Here is a 13,690-nt window from a genome sequence, read left to right as displayed (position 1 = left end):
CTAACTCATCCGTCGAAGGATGTTGATGTAGTCTCGTGCGCCATGCAGGATACGCATTACCTGCACCGTGGAGCCCTCAACGCGATAGAAGATGAGATAGTTTCCGAAAGGGCGCCTTCGAACTCCTCTCAGTCGCGGCAATCTAAGTTCGATGAAGGCATGAGGCATGTCCGCAATCTCCACACATGCAGAGCGTAGTTCGTCCATGAACGGCAAAGCGCGTGTTGGATTTTGTTCAAGAATATAGCGGCCGATTGCGAGCAGATCGGCACGGGCGGCCTGGGAGAAGGCCACCTTCATCGGCTACGGAGCTTGTCCAATCCGAGTTCGGCGTAGACACCGCCGAACGCCTCATCAAGGGATACGCTCCGGCCGGCTTCCAGATCCTCGATGCCCTTTTGCAGTTCTTCTTCCAATTCGTGAACGCGTCGATCGTCATTGTAGCGCTCGCGCAGTACGCTTTCGATATAGTCGCTGCTCGACTTGAAGGCGCCGCGGGCAACTTCGTCGCGCACATATTCTTCGAGACGAGGTTCCAGGGTAACGGTAATTTTTGCGGCTTCGCCCATCGAGTTTCTCCTTCGGATGAACGGATTCACTTTATCACAGTTTTCCGGATGCGAAGACCTGCCTACGCCTCGCGTTTTGCCAGCAGCATGTAATTCACGTCCATATCTTTGGACAGGTTCCACTGGTTGGATAGTGGATTGAAGAAGACGCCGGTGCGGTCGGTAATCTCAAGGCCGCTTGCCGTGAGCGGCTTTTCCAGCTCTTCCGGGCGCACCAGTTTTTCATATTGATGGGTGCCGCGCGGCAGCCAGCGCAGGATGTTTTCGGCGGCGAAGATGGCAAGTGCCGCCGCCTTCATCGTGCGGTTGATGGTGGCGACGAAGATCAGGCCGCCGGGGCGGACCATTTTTGCGCAGGTCGTCATGAAGAACTCGACGTCGGCGACGTGTTCGACCACTTCCATGTTCAAGACGATATCGAAAGTCTCGCCGGCGTCGGCAAGTTCCTCGGCGGTGACGGCGCGATAGTCGACCGGAACGCCGGAGGCCTTCGCATGGGTCGAGGCGATGCCGATATTCTTCTCGGAGGGGTCCGCGCCGACGACAGAGGCGCCCATGCGGGCGACGGGTTCGGACAGGAGACCGCCGCCGCAGCCGATATCGAGCACGCGCAGACCTTCCAGCGGGCGGGCGCTTTTGGGATCATGGCCGAAATTCTCGCAGGCCCTGTCTCTTATATAGGTGAGGCGGACGGGGTTGAATTTGTGCAAAGGCTTGAACTTGCCGGTCGGGCTCCACCATTCCGCCGCCATCGCCGAGAAGCGGTCCACTTCGCCCTGGTCGATCGTGCTCCTGGCGCCTTCCGTCATGGTCTTCTCCTTGCGTTCGTGACAAGTGAAGTCGGACGAACGGTGGCATATGTCAAGGGCGGAGGTTATCGAGGAGCGACGGGCGTGCAGACGCTCGGCAATTGGTTTATATCGTGCGCTTGCCTCCCCCCGCCAAACTCGCTAAGAGACCCCGCAACTTGGGGCCTTCAGGGCCTGGGCTTTAGAGCGGTTCCAGAAATGGAAGCCCGGCTCTTTCGCCAAGCGGTTCGCCCCAGAGCTTTCGTGATGCCGGGTCGGGTTTCCGCTGTCCGGCGCCAGTCGTGGTAGAGGCATATGGCACGCATCGTAATGAAATTCGGCGGCACGTCCGTCGCTGACCTGGACCGCATCAAGAACGTTGCCCGCCACGTGAAACGCGAAGTCGATGCCGGCCACGAGGTCGCGGTGGTGGTCTCGGCCATGTCCGGCAAGACCAATGAGCTGGTCGGCTGGGTGCAAGGCATGCCGAAGGTGATCGGCGCCAATTCTCCCTTTTACGATGCGCGCGAATATGACGCGGTGGTCGCTTCCGGCGAGCAGGTGACGTCTGGGCTGCTTGCGATCGCATTGCAGGCGATGGATATCAATGCCCGCTCCTGGCAGGGTTGGCAGATCCCGATCCGCACCGATAACGCGCATGGCGCGGCCCGGATTCTGGAAATCGATGGCTCCGACATCATCAAGCGGATGGGCGAGGGACAGGTCGCCGTTATCGCCGGTTTCCAGGGATTAGGGCCTGACAACCGCCTCGCCACTCTGGGACGCGGCGGGTCGGACACGTCGGCCGTCGCCATTGCCGCGGCTGTCAAAGCGGATCGCTGCGATATCTATACCGATGTCGACGGGGTTTATACGACCGATCCGCGTATCGTGCCGCAGGCCCGCAGGCTGAAGAAGATCGCCTTCGAGGAAATGCTTGAGATGGCCTCGCTCGGCGCCAAGGTGCTGCAGGTGCGCTCGGTCGAGCTTGCGATGGTGCACAAGGTGCGTACCTTCGTGCGCTCGTCTTTCGAAGATCCCGATGCTCCGGGCATGGGCGATCTGTTGAACCCGCCCGGAACGCTGATTTGTGACGAGGATGAAATCGTGGAACAGGAAGTAGTCACCGGCATCGCCTATGCCAAGGATGAGGCTCAGATCTCGCTTCGCCGTCTTGCTGACCGGCCGGGCGTCTCCGCCGCGATCTTCGGGCCGCTTGCCGAATCCCATATCAATGTCGACATGATCGTCCAGAATATCTCCGAGGACGGATCGAAGACCGACATGACCTTCACCGTGCCGTCAGGCGACGTCGAGAAGGCGATCAAGGTGCTCGGCGACCATAAGGAGAAGATCGGCTACGATGTCGTGCAGAACGAATCGGGGCTGGTGAAAGTCTCGGTCATCGGCATCGGCATGCGCAGCCATGCGGGCGTCGCTGCCACCGCGTTTCGTGCCCTTGCCGAAAAAGGCATCAACATCAAAGCGATCACCACCTCCGAGATCAAGATTTCCATCCTGATCGACGGTCCTTATGCAGAACTCGCTGTCAGGACTTTGCATTCCTGCTACGGTCTGGATAAGAATTGATTCCCAGTGGGCGGCCTGCCCCTTCAGGTTGAGTAGACGAGGGCCGGCCTGCCGGGACTGAGTGCGTTGTTTCGGGAGCTTGAGACGCCATGAGAGACCTTTCCGGCGGTCCGCGCGTGCTGCTCAGGCGGCTGCGCGAGTTGATGGCAGAGCCGCTGGAGCCGCAGGATCGTCTTGACCGAATCGTCCGCCAGATTGCCAGCAACATGGTGGCGGAAGTCTGCTCCGTCTATGTGCTGCGCGCCGATGGCGTGCTCGAACTCTACGCGACCGAAGGCCTCAACCGGGAAGCGGTGCACCTGGCGCAGCTGAAGATGGGGCAGGGCCTCGTCGGCACGATCGCGGCCTCGGCGCAGCCGCTGAACCTTTCCGACGCTCAGTCGCATCCGGCCTTCCGCTACCTGCCGGAGACGGGCGAAGAAATCTACCATTCCTTCCTCGGTGTGCCGATCCTCAGGACCGGGCGCTCGCTTGGCGTTCTCGTCGTCCAGAACAAGGCGAGCCGCAACTATCGCGAGGAGGAGGTGGAAGCACTCGAAACGACGGCGATGGTGCTTGCCGAGATGATCGCCACCGGCGAGCTCAAGAAGATCACCAAGCCGGGCCTCGAACTCGACCTGACGCGATCGGTGACGATCGATGGCGACACCTATAATGACGGCATCGGCCTCGGCTATGTCGTCTTGCACGAGCCGCGCATCGTCGTCACCAACCTGCTGAACGAGGATGCCGAGAAGGAAATCCGCCGGCTGGCGGAGGCCATGGGGTCGCTCAGGATCTCGATCGACGACATGCTGTCGCGCCGCGACGTGTCGATGGAAGGCGAGCATCGCGAGGTGCTCGAAACCTATCGCATGTTCGCGCATGACCAGGGCTGGGTGCGCAAGCTCGAGGAGGCGATCCGCAACGGCCTGACGGCGGAAGCGGCGGTCGAAAAGGTGCAGAGCGACACCAAGGCGCGGATGATGCGGCTGACCGACCCATATCTGCGCGAACGCATGCACGATTTCGAGGATCTGGCGAACCGGCTGCTCAGGCAGTTGACGGGTTATACCGGGCGGACGACCGCCGAAGGTTTTCCCAATGACGCGATCATCCTTGCGCGGGCCATGGGGGCGGCCGAGCTGCTCGATTATCCCCGCGCCAACGTGCGCGGGCTGGTGCTGGAAGAGGGAGCGGTGACGAGCCATGTGGTGATCGTCGCCCGCGCCATGGGCATTCCCGTCATCGGCCAGGCGGCGGGTGTTGTGGCGCTCGCCGAGAATGGCGATGCCGTGATCATCGACGCCGACGAAGGGCATGTGCATCTGCGGCCGATGGCCGATCATCGGCGCTCCTACGAGGAAAAAGTGCGCTTCCGCGCGAGGCGGCAGGAGCAGTTCCGGGCGTTGCGCGCGATCGAGCCGGTCACCAAGGACGGCCAGCGGATCTCGCTGATGATGAATGCCGGCCTGCTGGTCGACCTGCCGCAGCTCTCGGAATCGGGTGCGGAGGGCATCGGTCTCTTCCGCACCGAGCTGCAGTTCATGATTGCCTCGACCATGCCGAAGGCGGAAGAGCAGGAGCAGTTCTACCGCAATGTGATCAAACAGGCGGCAGGCCGCGTCGTCACCTTCCGCACGCTCGATATCGGCGGCGACAAGGTGGTGCCTTATTTCCGAGGCCATGAGGAGGAAAATCCCGCACTCGGCTGGCGCGCGATCCGGCTGTCGCTCGACCGTCCGGGGTTGTTGCGCACCCAGCTGCGCGCCATGCTGAAGGCGTCCGCCGGCACCGAGCTGAAGCTGATGGTGCCGATGGTGACCGAGGTTTCCGAGCTGAAGATGGTGCGCGAACTCCTGCAGAAGGAAGTGCAGCATCTGTCGCGCTTCGGGCATGGACTGCCGCGCAAGCTGCAATTCGGAGCGATGCTGGAGGTGCCCGCGCTGCTCTGGCAGCTCGACGAGCTGATGGAGGCGGTCGATTTCGTCTCGGTCGGCTCCAACGACCTTTTCCAGTTTTCTATGGCGGTCGATCGCGGCAATGCGCGGGTGTCCGATCGCTTCGACCCCCTCGGCAAGCCGTTTTTGCGGATCCTCCGTGATATCGTGCGCGGGGCGGATCGGAACACGACGCCAGTGACGCTTTGCGGCGAGCTTGCCGGCAAGCCGCTTTCGGCAATGGCGCTGCTCGGCATCGGCTTTCGGTCGATCTCGATGTCGCCAGCCTCGATCGGTCCGGTAAAGGCGATGCTGCTCGGGCTTGATGTCGAGGCGCTGGCGAAGGTGATGGACGAAGTGCTGAACGATCATCGCAGCACGGTGTCGATGCGCGAGGTGCTTGCCCGCTTCGCCGAGAGCCACAATATTCCCCTTTAGAGAAATATAAGAAGAATCGGAGTGAAGGGTGGCGAAGCTTCCCGTTGAAAAAATGCGCGAGCTGGAACGCCGTTTCGGCGAGATCGAAGCGCGCATGTCGGCCGGCCCGGCCGCCGATGTCTATGTGAAGCTCGCATCCGAATATTCCGAGCTGCAGCCTGTCGTGGCGAAGATCCGCGCCTATGAGAAGGCTGTTGCCGAGCTTGCCGATCTCGAGACGCTGCTCGAGGACAAATCGGTCGATCGCGAGATGCGCGATCTTGCCGAACTCGAACTGCCCGAAGTGAAAGCGCGGATCGAGGCGCTGGAGCAGGAAATGCAGATCCTGCTTCTGCCGAAGGACGCAGCCGACGAAAAGAGCGCGATCCTGGAAATCCGCGCCGGCACCGGCGGCTCGGAAGCTGCCCTTTTTGCTGGCGATCTTTTCCGGATGTACGAACGTTTCGCGTCGGAAAAGGGCTGGAAGGTAGAGGTGCTCTCGGCAAGCGAGGGTGAAGCCGGCGGCTACAAGGAAATCATCGCGACGATCACAGGCCGGGGCGTCTTCGCCAAGTTGAAGTTCGAATCCGGCGTGCACCGTGTGCAGCGCGTGCCGGAGACCGAAGCAGGCGGGCGCATCCATACTTCGGCCGCGACGGTGGCGGTGCTGCCGGAAGCCGAGGAGATCGACATCGACATCCGGCCCGAAGATATTCGCATCGATACGATGCGGTCGTCGGGCGCCGGCGGTCAGCACGTCAATACGACCGACTCGGCGGTGCGCATCACCCATCTGCCGACCGGCATCGTCGTCACCAGCTCAGAAAAGTCACAGCATCAGAACCGCGCCAAGGCGATGCAGGTCTTGCGCTCCAGGCTTTACGACGCCGAGCGGCAGCGGGCCGATAGCGAGCGCTCGGCCGATCGCAAGAGCCAGGTCGGCTCCGGCGATCGTTCGGAACGCATCCGTACCTACAATTTCCCCCAGGGTCGCATAACGGACCATCGCATCAATCTGACGCTTTACAAGCTCGACCGGATGATGGAAGGCGAGATCGAAGAGGTCGTCGACGCATTGATGGCCGATTATCAGGCAAGCCAGCTGGCGCAACTCGGCGAACAGCAATGAGCGCTACGGTCGCCGATATGCTTGCCGAAGCGCGCCGTCGTTTCACAGAGGCAGGCATTGTCGATCCGGTGACCGATGCGCGGCTGCTTGTCGCAGGCCTTTTGAAACTGTCCTCGACGGAGCTTTTGACGCGGTCGGCCGAGAGGCTCTCTTCCGATCAGGCGGAGACGATTTCGAGGGCCTTGGAGCGGCGTCTCGGCCATGAGCCGGTGCATCGTATTCTGGGCGAGCGGGAATTCTACGGCCTGCCGCTTGGCTTGTCGGCAGAAACTTTGGAGCCGCGTCCGGATACGGAAATCCTGGTCGATACAGTGCTTCCTTTTCTGAAGGACCTTGCAAAGGCGCAACGCAATCTCCATATTCTTGATATCGGAACTGGGAGTGGGGCGATATGCCTCGCGCTCTTGCGTGAATGTCCCGAGGCGTCAGGTATCGGCAGCGACATATCGGCTGATGCACTTAGGACGGCGAAGTCAAATGCAGAAAGAAACGGGTTGCAGGATCGTTTTCAGGCCGCGCAGTCGAAATGGTTCGAGAACATCCAGGGCTCCTTTCACGCGATTGTCTCAAATCCGCCCTATATTGCCTCCAATGTCATTCACGATCTCGCTCCCGAAGTGACGAAATTTGATCCGGTTGCAGCGCTGGATGGCGGCCCGGATGGGCTTGACGCTTACAAAGCCATAGCCAAGGATGCGGCAAGGTTCATGAGGCCCGATGGGGTTCTCGGACTGGAAATCGGCTACGATCAGCGAAACGATGTGACGGCGATCTTCGAAGCGAAAGGCTTCAGGTGCCTCAAATCCGTGAAGGATTATGGTCAGAACGACAGGGCGCTCGTTTTCGCGCTCGCGTAAAAGGCGGTAATTGCGGCATCGGGCGGGACATTATTGCTATTGCGAAGAAAAGGCTTGGATTTCCCAGGGAAGCAATATAGGTTGCGGACACGTGTTGGGCAGATAGGAATGAACGAGATTCGTTCGGTACTTGGTTTGCCTCGGGGGTCCGCTCTTTTAAATGAGAGTTTCAACGGTTGAACACGACCCAACGCGTGAATCAGTCAAACTGACTTGAGAACCAAGCGGCAGGTCGGCGCAAAGGCGCAGTATGCTCGCGGCACAAAGGTCCTGACCCGGTTTTCCGGTCATGGCGGTTAGTGCCATGTATCCATCACAAACAGAGAATTCAGGTGAACGATCTATGAGGCCAGGACAGCAAAACAAGCGCGGTCGAGGGCGTGGTAACAACAATAACAATGGCGGCGGCGGAAATAACAATAACAACAATTTCAACCGCAAGGGCGGTAACCCGCTGACCCGGAGCTATGACAGCTCCGGCCCCGATGTGAAGATTCGTGGTACTGCACAGCATATCGCAGAGAAATATGCGCAACTTGCCCGTGATGCCCAGAGCTCCGGCGACCGTGTGATAGCCGAGAATTATCTTCAGCACGCCGAACATTACAATCGGATCATCGCCAGCGCTCAGGCGCAGATGCAGGAGCGGTTCCAGCGCGACGATCGCAGCGACTACAATGACCGCGACGCGGCGGATCGCGACAGCGACGACATCGATACCAGCGACAATGATGGCGACGATGTCGTCGTCGTGCAGCCGCCGCAGAGCAGGCAGCATCAGCCGCAGGCACAGTCAAAGCCCGCGCCGGCACCCGTTGCGGCGCCTGCCCCGGCACCTCAGCCCGAGATCATCGACGGAACCGGCCCGCAGCCGGAGATCGAAGGCATTCCTGCCGAGGTCGCCATGGACGAGGAAGGCTCTGCCGGCCAGTCACGCGAACGCCAGCCCCGTCGTCGTAGCCCCGGCAATCGTCCCCGTCGCCCGCGTCGCGGCGCAGACGGCGATGCAGCCTCCGAAGGCGAAGGCGAGGGTGCTTCCGCCGAGGCGCCGGTTCTGGCGGATGCCGCATCGGAATAAGGGATCTGGCCGCTCCTTTCGGGGAGAGCCAGGTGCTCATGCCATCTGTTCGAATTTCCTTGAAAATCCCCGGCCTCGTGCCGGGGATTTTCGTCTTATAGGCTCTTTAAACTCCCGAAACAGCGTACCATATTCTCCTCGACTGCTTCGCCCAAATCCCAGACGGGCCAAGCGCGGCCTGCCTTTTTAGGGGGTCGATCTCAATCATCGGTCTGCGCCTCGTAAGGGCAGGGCGATCAATGGAGGTAGAATATGAACATCGAGAAATATTCCGAGCGGGTGCGCGGCTTCATCCAGTCGGCCCAGACCTATGCGCTGGCGCAGGGGCATCAGCAATTTTCACCCGAACATGTGCTCAAAGTTCTGCTCGACGACGATCAGGGCATGGCGGCCTCACTGATCGAGCGTGCCGGCGGCGATGCCAAGGCTGCTCGCCTTGCCAATGACGCGGCTCTTGCCAAGTTGCCGAAGATATCAGGCGGCAACGGCAACATCTACCTGGCGCAGCCGCTCGCCAAGGTGCTTTCGACCGCCGAAGAGGTGGCTAAGAAAGCCGGCGACAGTTTTGTCACGGTCGAACGTCTGCTGCAGGCGCTGGCGATCGAATCCTCGGCTTCGACCTATTCGACGCTGAAGAATGCAGGCGTGACAGCCCAAGGTCTCAACCAGGTCATCAACGATATCCGCAAGGGCCGGACCGCGGATTCCGCCAGTGCCGAGCAGGGCTTTGATTCACTCAAGAAATTCGCCCGCGACCTCACTGGCGAAGCCCGCGAGGGCAAGCTCGATCCGGTGATCGGCCGCGACGATGAGATCCGTCGCACCATCCAGGTCCTGTCGCGCCGCACCAAGAACAATCCGGTGCTGATCGGCGAGCCGGGCGTCGGCAAGACGGCGATCGTCGAAGGTCTGGCTCTGCGCATCGTCAACGGCGACGTGCCGGAATCGCTGAAGGACAAGAAGCTGATGGCGCTCGACATGGGCGCGCTGATTGCCGGCGCGAAATACCGCGGCGAATTCGAAGAGCGGCTGAAAGCGGTCCTCAATGAAGTCCAGGCGGAAAACGGCGAAATCATCCTGTTCATCGACGAAATGCACACGCTGGTCGGCGCCGGCAAGGCGGATGGGGCGATGGATGCCTCAAACCTTCTAAAGCCTGCGCTTGCCCGCGGCGAACTGCATTGCGTCGGCGCAACCACGCTCGACGAATATCGTAAACATGTCGAGAAGGATCCGGCGCTTGCCCGCCGCTTCCAGCCTGTCGTCGTCGACGAACCGACGGTCGAAGATACGATCTCGATCCTGCGCGGACTCAAGGAAAAATACGAGCAGCATCACAAGGTTCGCATCGCCGATGCGGCGCTGGTCGCCGCCGCGACGCTGTCCAACCGCTATATCACGGATCGCTTCCTGCCGGATAAGGCCATCGATCTGATGGATGAGGCGGCGGCGCGACTGCGCATGCAGGTGGATTCCAAGCCGGAAGAGCTCGATGAACTCGACCGCCGGATCATTCAGATGAAGATCGAGCGCGAGGCGCTGAAGAAGGAAACAGACGTTGCTTCCGCCGACCGGCTGAAGCGGCTGGAGACCGAACTCACCGCGCTTGAAGAGGAGGCCGATGCGCTGACGGCTCGCTGGCAGGCGGAAAAGCAGAAGCTCGGCCTTGCCGCCGATCTCAAGAAGCAGCTCGATGACGCCCGCAACGAACTGGCAATTGCCCAGCGCAAGGGTGAATTCCAGCGCGCCGGCGAGCTGACTTACGGCGTCATTCCGGATCTCGAAAAGCAGCTGGTCGAAGCCGAGAAGCAGGATGGCGAGCGCGGCGCGATGGTGCAGGAGGTGGTCAGCCCCGACAATATCGCCCATGTCGTTTCCCGCTGGACCGGCATCCCGGTCGATAAGATGCTGGAAGGCGAACGCGACAAGTTGCTTCGGATGGAAGACGAGCTGGCGAAATCGGTGATCGGCCAGGGCGATGCGGTTCAGGCCGTATCGCGCGCCGTTCGCCGCGCCCGCGCCGGCCTGCAAGATCCGAACCGGCCGATCGGCTCGTTCATCTTCCTCGGCCCGACCGGCGTCGGCAAGACCGAACTTACCAAGGCGCTCGCCCGCTTCCTCTTCGACGACGAAACGGCGATGGTGCGCATGGACATGTCGGAATACATGGAGAAACACTCGGTCGCCCGGCTGATCGGCGCGCCTCCCGGCTATGTCGGCTATGACGAAGGCGGAGCGCTGACGGAAGCCGTGCGCCGCCGACCGTATCAGGTCGTGCTGTTCGACGAGATCGAGAAGGCGCATCCCGACGTCTTCAACATCCTGCTGCAGGTGCTGGACGACGGACGGCTGACGGACGGTCAGGGCCGGACGGTCGACTTCCGCAATACGATGATCATCATGACCTCGAACCTAGGGGCCGAATATCTGACGCAGCTCAGGGACGGCGACGATAGCGATACGGTTCGCGAGCAGGTGATGGATGTCGTGCGCGGGCATTTCCGGCCGGAATTCCTGAACCGCATCGATGAGATCATCCTCTTCCACCGCCTGAAACGCGAGGAGATGGGTGCGATCGTCGATATCCAGCTGAAGCGGCTGGTGGCTCTGCTGTCCGAACGCAAGATCGTTATCGATCTCGACGAGGAAGCTCGCCATTGGCTTGCGAACAAGGGTTATGATCCGATCTACGGCGCAAGGCCGCTGAAGCGGGTGATCCAGAAGTTCGTGCAGGACCCGTTGGCCGAGCAGATCCTGTCGGGCCAGGTACCGGACGGATCGACCGTCAAGGTGACGAACGGTTCGGACCGGCTGCAGTTCAGCACGCGGCAGACGGTGAGCGCAGCGGCTTAATTTGGTTTGTCGAGGAATGAGAAATGGCGGCTTCAGCCGCCATTTTTCGTTTGGAGACTACTTGCTCGCCACCTGATCCGGCGTTTGATTGTTCAGCAGCGTATCGATACGCTTTCGCTCGTCCTCGAATTTCGCCAGCGCCTCGCCCTGTAGCGATTTGCCGCCCGGCAGGCGGATGCGCAGCGGATCGACCTTGGTGCCGTTGACGATCAGCTCGTAATGCAGATGAGGGCCGGTGGACTCACCCGTCGTGCCGACCCAGCCGATCACCTGGCCCTGACGTATTTTCGCCCCGGGAACGACGCCTTTGGCAATGGCGCTCTGGTGATTGTAGGAGGATTCATAGCCATTGGCATGGCGGATGATGGTCTGATTGCCGTATCCGCCGGAATCCCAGCCGGCTTTTTCGACTGTGCCATTGCCGGAGGCGATAATCGCGGTGCCACGTGGCGCCGCCCAATCGACGCCGGTATGCATTCGGGCGAAACCGAGGATCGGATGGCGGCGCATGCCGAAGCCCGACTTGAAAATGCCGTTCGGAACCGGGTTGCGCAGCAGGAACTGGCGGATGCTCTTGCCGTTCTCGTCGAAATAATCGACCGTACCGTCGCCGGGATCCTGGAAGCGATAGAAGCGCGTCTGCGTATCGCCGAAACGAGCATTGACGTAGAGCAGTTCGGAATCCTCGGTCGCCTGGCCGGTGCTGTCGGCGACGGAGAAGAAGGCCTCCAGCTTATCGGTCGATCTCAGCTGCGCCTGGAAATCGACATTGCTTGCGAGCAGCTTGATGATCAGCGCGGTCATATCCTTGGTCATGCCATAGGAAAGGGCGGCACGATAGATGCCGTCATAGACGCGCGGCAGGTTCTGTCCGGGCGGCGGAGCGAAGGTATTGTCATCGAAAGCCGTGGCGATGGCATCCAGCATCGGCGGCTCGCTGCCGGACACGTATTTGCCCTTGTCGTCGAGAGCCACGGTGACCAGATGGCGCGTGCCGCGGTAGACGCTGGCCCGGATGATCTTTGCCTGCTCACCTTTCTGGATGATGCCGATGCGCAGCACGTCACCCTTATCGAGATCGCTGGCGCCGAGTTGCTGCGAGATATAGTTGGCAATGCCATCGGCATATTGCTGTGGGTAGCCTGAGTCCGTCAGCGCCTTGGCGATCGGTGTATCGGCGCGCACCGGAAGGACGTCGTCGGCGAATTCTTCGGTCTGCGGCGTGATCGACTCCGGCGCAGAAACCGTCATGTTCTGCTCGAGCACGCGGGCGGACAGGCCGGCGGTCAGATCGACATCGGCTTCCTCACTGGAGAAACGACGTGGATCGACGTAGTAGAGGGCCGCGAGCTGCGTATTGCCGTCGGTCAGCACGGAGCCGTTGGAACGGACGTTTTCCTCGACCTCCTCGAGCGACAGGCCGGAGGCCATTTTCATACTGGTCTTGGCGGTCGGGAAGGGAACGGTCTTCAGGCTGACTTCGGATTCAACGTCGGAGCCATAGAGTGCGCCGGTGCGGCTCTGCGGGGCGGGCTGCGGTTCGTCGGCGGAAAATATCGCCAGAGGATCGAAATCGGGGTAGTCCTCGGTCGCCACATGGTTGGCGGCCAGCGTCATCTTCACATGCGCGAAGGGCTGGCGGCGCACGACCTCCTTCTCGCCTTCATGGACGACGGTCGATACTTCCATGATCGCCCGGTCCGAAGGTTTTGCGGCGATGGCGGGAGCGATCAGCCGGCCGCCGCGGACCACGGTCGTGTCCACATGCGCCTCTGCGGCAGCACTCGCATAGGCCTCGGCAGGAATCGCCAGCTGTTGGCGGCCATCAAGCGCGGCAAAAAGGGCGACGCCCATCAGGACAGAGGATGTGATACCGGTGAGGAACGTGCCCGAGAGCCAGCGCAAGGAAACTTCGCGCTTGTCGGGCGCACGCCTGCCGTCGGCCAGAAGCGGAGGCTCGTTGCCCAACGAGCGGATCATCATTTTCTCCGTCATCATGGCAGTCGGGTCCGCGTCCTTACATTTGACATCTCTGGAAGCATTTCTCGGCCATCCTGGCTGGGGCGAAAGATGTGCATATTTTGGGCACTGAAGTCAAATCGTGCACTGGAAAGGCAGCCTATCTGCATTTGCCTGTGTGAATCATGTGTCCGTAAAGACCAGCAGATTGTGATCATGTCGGGGCGTGAGAGACGAAAGAGCGCTCTTTCCACGAAAAATCGACGAATGTTCACGTCTCCGGCTCGGTGGAGGCAGCTCAGAATCCGGGAAATGACCGCATTGACAGGCTCCGCCGAAACTTTCTCTGAAAAAACAACGACTTGAAAGAAAAATGATTTTTTTCGAAAAGGGCTGTTGACTTAGAAAAGGGGGTGGGATTATAAGCCCACTCACTGAACGAGGGCGGCGGCGCTGCTGGCGACGAAGTCTCTCGCTCTTAAGAAACTCAAGCGGATTGGCGATTGCTGGTTTGTTGCTTCGGGCTTAGGT

10 protein-coding genes are annotated in these 13,690 nt (G+C 60.7%); 6 read left to right on the top strand and 4 right to left on the bottom strand.

Translation table 11 applies throughout. The annotated features are described in order from the left end of the window. From QWJ46_RS29455 to ubiG, 3 genes are all read right to left on the bottom strand, one after another. The gene (locus QWJ46_RS29455) at positions 1-300 is read right to left on the bottom strand and encodes a type II toxin-antitoxin system RelE/ParE family toxin (RefSeq protein ID WP_302755982.1); all 300 of its coding nucleotides are present in this window, start codon (positions 298-300) and stop codon (positions 1-3) included. Next, positions 297-569, bottom strand: a complete 273-nt coding sequence (locus tag QWJ46_RS29450) for a type II toxin-antitoxin system ParD family antitoxin (RefSeq protein ID WP_302755980.1) — start codon at positions 567-569, stop codon at positions 297-299. Before QWJ46_RS29450 ends, QWJ46_RS29455 begins: the two co-directional genes overlap by 4 nt. Before the next feature lie 62 nt (positions 570-631). Continuing rightward, the gene (gene ubiG / locus QWJ46_RS29445) at positions 632-1,378 is read right to left on the bottom strand and encodes a bifunctional 2-polyprenyl-6-hydroxyphenol methylase/3-demethylubiquinol 3-O-methyltransferase UbiG (protein WP_302755978.1); all 747 of its coding nucleotides are present in this window, start codon (positions 1,376-1,378) and stop codon (positions 632-634) included. A gap of 294 nt (positions 1,379-1,672) precedes the next feature. Between ubiG and QWJ46_RS29440 the strand changes: the two genes are divergently transcribed. The 6 genes from QWJ46_RS29440 (at position 1,673) to clpB (ending at position 11,200) form a co-directional block, all read left to right on the top strand. Further along, the gene (locus tag QWJ46_RS29440; RefSeq protein WP_064686444.1) at positions 1,673-2,947 is read left to right on the top strand and encodes an aspartate kinase; all 1,275 of its coding nucleotides are present in this window, start codon (positions 1,673-1,675) and stop codon (positions 2,945-2,947) included. Between the two features lie 89 nt (positions 2,948-3,036). After that, positions 3,037-5,304 (top strand): phosphoenolpyruvate--protein phosphotransferase, encoded by a 2,268-nt coding sequence (gene ptsP / locus QWJ46_RS29435; protein WP_302755973.1) that lies wholly within the window; start codon positions 3,037-3,039, stop codon positions 5,302-5,304. Between the two features lie 28 nt (positions 5,305-5,332). Next, on the top strand, positions 5,333-6,412 hold the full coding sequence (gene prfA, locus QWJ46_RS29430; protein ID WP_184460196.1) for a peptide chain release factor 1: 1,080 nt from the start codon (positions 5,333-5,335) through the stop codon (positions 6,410-6,412). Next, entirely contained in the window at positions 6,409-7,269 is an 861-nt protein-coding gene (gene prmC, locus QWJ46_RS29425) for a peptide chain release factor N(5)-glutamine methyltransferase (RefSeq protein WP_302755969.1), read from the top strand. The genes prfA and prmC overlap by 4 nt, the downstream gene beginning before the upstream one ends. A 343-nt stretch (positions 7,270-7,612) precedes the next feature. Beyond that, on the top strand, positions 7,613-8,347 hold the full coding sequence (locus tag QWJ46_RS29420; RefSeq protein ID WP_302755967.1) for a DUF4167 domain-containing protein: 735 nt from the start codon (positions 7,613-7,615) through the stop codon (positions 8,345-8,347). Positions 8,348-8,599: 252 nt separating this feature from the next. Further along, positions 8,600-11,200, top strand: coding sequence for an ATP-dependent chaperone ClpB (gene clpB, locus QWJ46_RS29415; RefSeq protein WP_302755965.1), 2,601 nt, complete (start codon positions 8,600-8,602; stop codon positions 11,198-11,200). A gap of 57 nt (positions 11,201-11,257) precedes the next feature. Here the strand turns inward: clpB and QWJ46_RS29410 are convergent, their stop codons facing one another. Then, positions 11,258-13,198, bottom strand: coding sequence for a M23 family metallopeptidase (locus QWJ46_RS29410; protein ID WP_184460583.1), 1,941 nt, complete (start codon positions 13,196-13,198; stop codon positions 11,258-11,260). Positions 13,199-13,690 lie beyond the last annotated feature (492 nt).

This window comes from Rhizobium sp. CBN3 (assembly GCF_030518245.1).
Lineage (GTDB): Bacteria > Pseudomonadota > Alphaproteobacteria > Rhizobiales > Rhizobiaceae > Rhizobium > Rhizobium aethiopicum_A.
The sequence above is the reverse complement of the archived record's forward strand: the minus strand, read 5'-3'. Positions and strand labels throughout refer to the sequence as shown.

What these genes read in the sequence shown, in the direction of transcription:
- QWJ46_RS29455 (WP_302755982.1), bottom strand. Translation starts at nt 300, where the DNA reads ATGAAGGTGGCCTTCTCCCAGGCCGCCCGTGCCGATCTGCTCGCAATC.
- QWJ46_RS29450 (WP_302755980.1), bottom strand. Translation starts at nt 569, where the DNA reads ATGGGCGAAGCCGCAAAAATTACCGTTACCCTGGAACCTCGTCTCGAA.
- ubiG (WP_302755978.1), bottom strand. Translation starts at nt 1,378, where the DNA reads ATGACGGAAGGCGCCAGGAGCACGATCGACCAGGGCGAAGTGGACCGC.
- QWJ46_RS29440 (WP_064686444.1), top strand. Translation starts at nt 1,673, where the DNA reads ATGGCACGCATCGTAATGAAATTCGGCGGCACGTCCGTCGCTGACCTG.
- ptsP (WP_302755973.1), top strand. Translation starts at nt 3,037, where the DNA reads ATGAGAGACCTTTCCGGCGGTCCGCGCGTGCTGCTCAGGCGGCTGCGC.
- prmC (WP_302755969.1), top strand. Translation starts at nt 6,409, where the DNA reads ATGAGCGCTACGGTCGCCGATATGCTTGCCGAAGCGCGCCGTCGTTTC.
- QWJ46_RS29420 (WP_302755967.1), top strand. Translation starts at nt 7,613, where the DNA reads ATGAGGCCAGGACAGCAAAACAAGCGCGGTCGAGGGCGTGGTAACAAC.
- clpB (WP_302755965.1), top strand. Translation starts at nt 8,600, where the DNA reads ATGAACATCGAGAAATATTCCGAGCGGGTGCGCGGCTTCATCCAGTCG.
- QWJ46_RS29410 (WP_184460583.1), bottom strand. Translation starts at nt 13,198, where the DNA reads ATGATGACGGAGAAAATGATGATCCGCTCGTTGGGCAACGAGCCTCCG.